General features: G+C 70.5%; 4 protein-coding genes. 2 read left to right on the top strand and 2 right to left on the bottom strand.

The features are described 5' to 3' along the window. On the top strand, nucleotides 1-818 hold an 818-nt coding region (locus AC1D01_RS17335), incomplete at its 5' end, for a LysR substrate-binding domain-containing protein (protein WP_477868377.1). A 28-nt stretch (nucleotides 819-846) separates the two neighbouring features. After that, nucleotides 847-2220, top strand: a complete 1374-nt coding sequence (locus AC1D01_RS17330; RefSeq protein ID WP_477868375.1) for a M28 family metallopeptidase — start codon at nucleotides 847-849, stop codon at nucleotides 2218-2220. Here the strand turns inward: AC1D01_RS17330 and AC1D01_RS17325 are convergent. Together AC1D01_RS17325 and AC1D01_RS17320 are read right to left on the bottom strand one after the other, a co-directional pair. Next, a complete protein-coding gene (locus AC1D01_RS17325; RefSeq protein ID WP_477868373.1) occupies nucleotides 2217-4040 on the bottom strand; it encodes a diguanylate cyclase in 1824 nt (607 codons plus the stop codon). The two genes, AC1D01_RS17330 and AC1D01_RS17325, sit on opposite strands and share 4 nt — an antisense overlap. A 68-nt stretch (nucleotides 4041-4108) precedes the next feature. Beyond that, the coding region (locus AC1D01_RS17320; protein WP_477868371.1) for a methylmalonyl-CoA mutase family protein at nucleotides 4109-5983 on the bottom strand (1875 nt) is incomplete at its 5' end.

Below are 5983 nucleotides of genomic sequence, written 5' to 3'. Positions count from 1 at the left end.
CGGTCGCGGCGATCGAGCAGCACGTGGGCGCGCAGCTGCTGCGGCGCACGACGCGCAGCGTCTCGCTGACCGATGCCGGCACGCGCTTCCATGCCGACTGCAGGCGCATCCTGGCCGAGATCGCCGAGGCCGAGGCCACCGCGGGCGGGGCGTACACCGCGCCGCAAGGGCTGCTCGCGATCACCGCGCCGGCGATGTTCGGGCGGCTGCACGTCGCGCCGGTGCTGCTCGACTTCCTCGCCGCGCACCCGCAGGTCAGCGCGCGCACCTGGTTCGCCGACCACGTCGTGCACCTGCTCGACGAGGGCTTCGATGTCGCGGTGCGCATCGCGCGCCTCGCCGATTCGGGCCTGCACGCGGTGCCGGTCGGCCAGGTGCGGCGCGTCGTCGTCGCGTCGCCCGGTTACCTGGCAGCGCACGGCGTGCCGCGCACGCCGGCGGATGTGCCGCAGCATGCGGCGATCGGCTTCTCGCAGCACGGCGCGGTGAATGTGCCGTGGGGGTTCGGCACGCGCGGCGACAGCGTGCAGCCGCGCATGCAGCTGGTGGCCAACACCGGCGAGATGGCGATCGCCGCCGCGCTGGCCGGGCACGGGCTGGCCCGGGCGATGTCGTACCAGGTGGCCGACGACGTGCTTGCCGGGCGACTGCGCATCGTGCTGGCCGCGCACGAGCCGGCGCCGGTGCCGGTGCAGCTGGTGCACCTCGAAGGCCGCCGCGCCACCGCGAAGCTGCGCGCCTTCATCGATTTCAGCGTCGCGCGGTTGCGCGACGTGCCGGTGCTGAACGGGCGCTTCCCGTGGCCCGAACCGGCATGATCCACCTTCCCCCTGACTGGATGCCACGATGAAGCTGATTCGCCTGAGCCTGCTGGCCTTGTGTTCGATCGCGGGCGCTGCGCAGGCTGCGCCCCCCGATCCGGCGCCTTTCCCGGACCAGCCGGCGCTGCGCGAGATCGCCGCCGCCGTCAGCCCCGACGAACTGCGCAGCACCATCACCCACCTGGTCGCGTTCGGCACGCGCCACACCGCCTCGGACACCACCTCGCCGACGCGCGGCATCGGCGCGGCGCGCCGCTGGGTGCAGTCGCGCTTCACCGCGCTGTCGCGCGACTGCGGCGGTTGCCTGCAGGTGGCGACGCCGTCGCAGACCTTCACCGGCCCGCGGCTGCCGCAGCCCACCGAGGTGATGGACATCGTTGCGGTGCAGCGCGGCACCACCGAGCCGCAGCGCGTGATCGTGATCACCGGCCACCTCGACTCGCGCGTCAGCGACGTGATGGATGCGACCAGCGACGCGCCCGGCGCGAACGACGACGCCTCGGGTGTCGCCGCGCTGATGGAGGCGGCGCGCGTGCTGTCGAAGCACAAGTTCCGCGCGACCCTCGTCTATGCCGCGCTGTCGGGCGAGGAGCAGGGCCTGTACGGCGGCAAGGTGCTGGTCGACCATGCCAAGGTCGAGGGCTGGCAGGTGCAGGCCGACTTGAACAACGACATCGTCGGCAACAGCCACGGCCAGGACGGCGTGCATGACAACGGCACGGTGCGCGTGTTCTCCGAAGGGACCAAGGCGGTCGAGACGCCGGCGCAGGCCGGCAAGCGGCGCTACAACGGCGGCGAGGTCGATTCGCCGTCGCGCAACATCGCGCGCTTCATGGCCAGCCTGTCGGCGCGCTACCTGACCAACCTGCGCGTGCAGATGGTCTACCGCACCGACCGCTACGGCCGCGGCGGCGACCAGGTGCCGTTCCTCGATGCCGGCATCCCGGCGGTGCGCGTGACCGAGGCGCACGAAGACTACACGCGCCAGCACCAGGACCTGCGCACCGAAGGCGGCATCGCCTACGGCGACACGATCGACGGCGTCGATTTCCCGTACCTCGCGCAGGTGACGCGGCTGAACGCGGTGACGCTGGCCGCGATGGCGAATGCGCCGATGCCGCCGAAGGGCGTGTCGATCGGGGGCGCGGTGACGCCGGACACCACCATCAAATGGCAGGCACAAGCGGGGCAGGCGCAGCCGGGCGTGGCCGGGTACCGCGTGTGGTGGCGCGAGACGACCGCGCCGCACTGGCAGCACAGCCGCTTCGTCGCGGGCGATGCAACCCAGCTGGTGCTGAAGAACGTCGTGATCGACGACTGGTTCTTCGGCGTGTCGGCGGTGTCGGCCGATGGCTACGAGTCGCCGGTGGTGTTCCCGGGCGATCCGGGCAGCTTCTAGGCTTCGACCGGATCGGCCCGCAGGTCCGCCGCCAGCACCTGGTTGCGCCCGCTGCGCTTGGCCTCGAGCAGCCGGTCGTCGGCGATCTTCAGCAGCTGCTCCATCGCCGCCAGCTCGGCGAGCGAATCGGCGATGCCGGCCGAGAAGGTGTTGCGGTGCAGCGTGCCGGTCTCGAACTGGAACACCTCGTCGCGCCACGCGCCCAGCAGCGCCTCGACCTTGCGCTGCGCCGCGAATGCGTCGGTGCGCGGCATCAGCAGGCAGAACTCCTCGCCGCCAAAGCGGAACGCGATGTCGCTGCGCCGCCCGTGCGCGATCAGTAGCGCGCCGAACGCGGCCAGCAGCTTGTCGCCGGCCACGTGGCCGTGCCGGTCGTTCACCGACTTGAAGTGGTCCAGGTCGATGATCGCGGCCGCCAGCGGCTGCTGCTCGCGCTGCGCGAGCAGCAGCATCTGCGGCAGCACGTCGTTCAGGTGGCGGCGGTTGAACAGGCCGGTCAGGAAGTCGCGCGTGGCCTGCTGGCGCAGCTCGGCCTGCAGCGCCTCGACCTCGTCGATCTTCTGCGACAGCTGCTGGTTGATGGCCTCGAGCTCGGCCTTCGCGCGCTCGGTGGTGCGGCGGCGCGCCTCGATCTCGTCGAGGTTCTGCTGCAGCCGGCGCAGCTCGGTCTGCAGCGAGGCCGCCTGGTAGCGCGCCCGCGAGGCCTGTTGCGCGCGCTCGACGTGCAGCGCCTGCCAGATGCGCAGAGAGGCCAGCGCCTGCGCCGCGTGGCCCAGCCGCTCGTGCGTGTCGGCCATCGCCTGGTGGAACAGGCAGCGCACGCGCAGGCTCAGGCCTTCGGCCGCGGCGTTCAATACCGCCGGCTGCGCCTGCGCCAGCAGCGCGGCGGCTTGCGGCAGCAGGTCGCGCGCGGCCATCACCTCGGCGGTGGCGACCACCAGCGTGATGCGCTCGTCGGGCACCTTGATGCCGCTCTTGTCCTGCGAGGCGCGCTCGATCAGCTCGGCGCCGAGCGTGGTGTTGCCGGCGCGCAGCGCGGCGATCGCCATCGTCTCGAAGTTCGCATTGGTGCTGCCGCGCCCGCTCGCATCGGTCGGCAGCGCGAGCAGCCGCTCGACATCGCCCAGCGCATCGGCCGCGCGCTCGAGGTTGGTCAGGCAGATCACGCGGTTGATCAGCAGCACGCTGAGCAGCCGCGGGTTGTCGAGCCGCGCGTAGCGGGCGATGCCTTCCTCGACGTGGCTGAGCGCCTGGTGGTAGTCGCCGAGCTGGATCAGCTCGTGCGCGAGGTTGCAGTACAGCACCACCTCGAAGCCGTTGCCGCGTGCCGGGCGCGACTCGTTCAGCGCCTGGAACATGTACGCGAAGGCCTGCTCCGACTGGCCGAGCGAGGCATAGCAGCCGGCGATCACGTTCAGCAGCATGCCGAGTTCGTCGTGCTTCAGCACGGCCAGGCCCTCGGCGCGCAGCGGCAGCGCGCGCTCCAGCGATTCGCGGTACTTGCCCTCGCGCCACAGGCAGCGCGCGATGCCGACCTCGGCCAGCAGGTGGCCGGCGCGGTCGTGCGTGGCGTCGAAGCAGCGGTCGGCCTCGGCCAGCTCGCCGGCGGCTTCGAGCGGTGTGGAATACCAGATCAGGTGCAGCCCGCGCACCAGCCGGGCCCAGCCTTCGGCGGCCTGGTCGCCGTGCGCGAGGCTGCGCTCGAGCGCCTGGTCGGCCAGCACGATGCACCGGCGCGAATCGCTGTACAGCAGCCGCCACGCGCGGCGTGCGGTGGCGAGCGCGGTGGACGTCGATCGTCGGATGGGCGGCGCTTTCATGGCACCGGATTGTCATCGCTTTTGGCGTGTGCCGGCATCCCCAAGCTTGCCGGCAGGCGCCGGCCCGGCTACATGCTGCGCCGGTACTGCCCGCCCACCTCGAACAGCGCCGCGGTGATCTGCCCGAGCGAGCAGCAGCGCACCGCGTCCATCAGCACCTCGAACACGTTGCCGTTGGCGATCACCGCCTGCTGCAGCCGCGCGAGCATCGCCGGCGCCGCATCGGCATGCGTGGCGTGGAAGGCCGCGAGCCGCGCGAGCTGCGACTGCTTCTCGTCGTCGGTCGAGCGTGCCAGCTCGATGTGATCGGCCACCGGGTCCCCATGCGGGTTGCGGAAGGTGTTGACGCCGATGATCGGGTACTCGCCGGTGTGCTTGAGCATCTCGTAGTGCATGCTCTCTTCCTGGATCTGGCCGCGCTGGTAGCCGGTCTCCATCGCACCCAGCACGCCGCCGCGCTCGGCGAGCTTCTCGAACTCGGCCAGCACCGCCTCTTCCACCAGCTCGGTCAGCTCGTCGATGATGAACGCGCCCTGGTTCGGGTTCTCGTTCTTCGCCAGGCCCCATTCGCGGTTGATGATCAGCTGGATCGCCATCGCGCGGCGCACGCTGTCCTCGGTGGGCGTCGTGATCGCCTCGTCGAAGGCATTGGTGTGCAGCGAGTTGCAGTTGTCGTAGACCGCGATCAGCGCCTGCAGCGTGGTGCGGATGTCGTTGAACTGGATCTCCTGCGCATGCAGCGAGCGGCCCGAGGTCTGCACGTGGTACTTCAGCTTCTGGCTGCGCTCGTTGGCGCCGTAGCGCTCGCGCATCGCCACCGCCCAGATGCGCCGCGCGACGCGGCCGAGCACGGTGTACTCCGGGTCCATGCCGTTGCTGAAGAAGAAGCTCAGGTTCGGCGCGAAGTCGTCAACGTGCATGCCGCGCGCGAGGTACGCCTCGACGAACGTGAAGCCGTTGCTCAGCGTGAACGCGAGCTGGCTGATCGGGTTCGCCCCCGCTTCGGCGATGTGGTAGCCGCTGATGCTCACCGAATAGAAGTTGCGCACCTGGTGGTGCACGAAGTATTCGGCGATGTCGCCCATCACCTTCAGGCTGAACTCGGTCGAGAAGATGCAGGTGTTCTGCCCCTGGTCTTCCTTCAGGATGTCGGCCTGCACCGTGCCACGCACGTTCTGCTGCACCCAGGCACGGATCTTGTGCAGTTCGTCGTCGCTCGGATCGCGGGCGTTGTCGGCCTCGAAGCGCGCCAGCTGCTGGTCGATCGCGGTGTTCATGAACATCGCGAGGATCGTCGGCGCCGGCCCGTTGATCGTCATGCTGACGCTGGTGGCCGGGTTGCACAGGTCGAAGCCGCCGTACAGCACCTTCATGTCGTCCAGCGTCGCGATGCTGACGCCGGAGTTGCCGACCTTGCCGTAGATGTCGGGCCGCAGCGCCGGGTCGTTGCCGTACAGCGTGACGCTGTCGAACGCGGTCGACAACCGCTTCGCCGGCATCCCTTCGGAGAGCAGCTTGAAGCGCCGGTTGGTGCGGAAGGCATCGCCCTCGCCGGCGAACATGCGCGTCGGGTCCTCGCCCTCGCGCTTGAACGCGAAGGTGCCGGCGCTGTACGGGAAGCTGCCGGGMACGTTGTCGAGCAGCAGCCACTTCAGGATCTCGCCGTGGTCCTCGAACTGCGGCAGCGCCACCTTGCGCACCTTGGTGCCCGACAGGCTCTGCGTGGTCAGCGCGGTGCGCAGCTCCTTGTCGCGGATCTTCACGACGTACTCGTCGCCCGCGTAGGCGGCCTGCAGCTGCGGCCACTGCGCCAGCAGCTTGCGCGAGGCGGCATCGAGCCGCTGCTCGCGCTGGTCGGCGAGCTGCGCCGCGGCGGTCGCGTGGGCCGGTTGCGCCGCATCGGCCTCCAGCAGCATGCGCGCCGCGCCGCGCAGCTGCTGCAC

Source organism: Rhizobacter sp. P3_B12, assembly GCF_056402895.1.
The sequence above is the reverse complement of the archived record's forward strand: the minus strand, read 5'-3'. Positions and strand labels throughout refer to the sequence as shown.

What these genes read in the sequence shown, in the direction of transcription:
- AC1D01_RS17325 (WP_477868373.1), bottom strand. Translation starts at nt 4,040, where the DNA reads ATGAAAGCGCCGCCCATCCGACGATCGACGTCCACCGCGCTCGCCACC.
- AC1D01_RS17330 (WP_477868375.1), top strand. Translation starts at nt 847, where the DNA reads ATGAAGCTGATTCGCCTGAGCCTGCTGGCCTTGTGTTCGATCGCGGGC.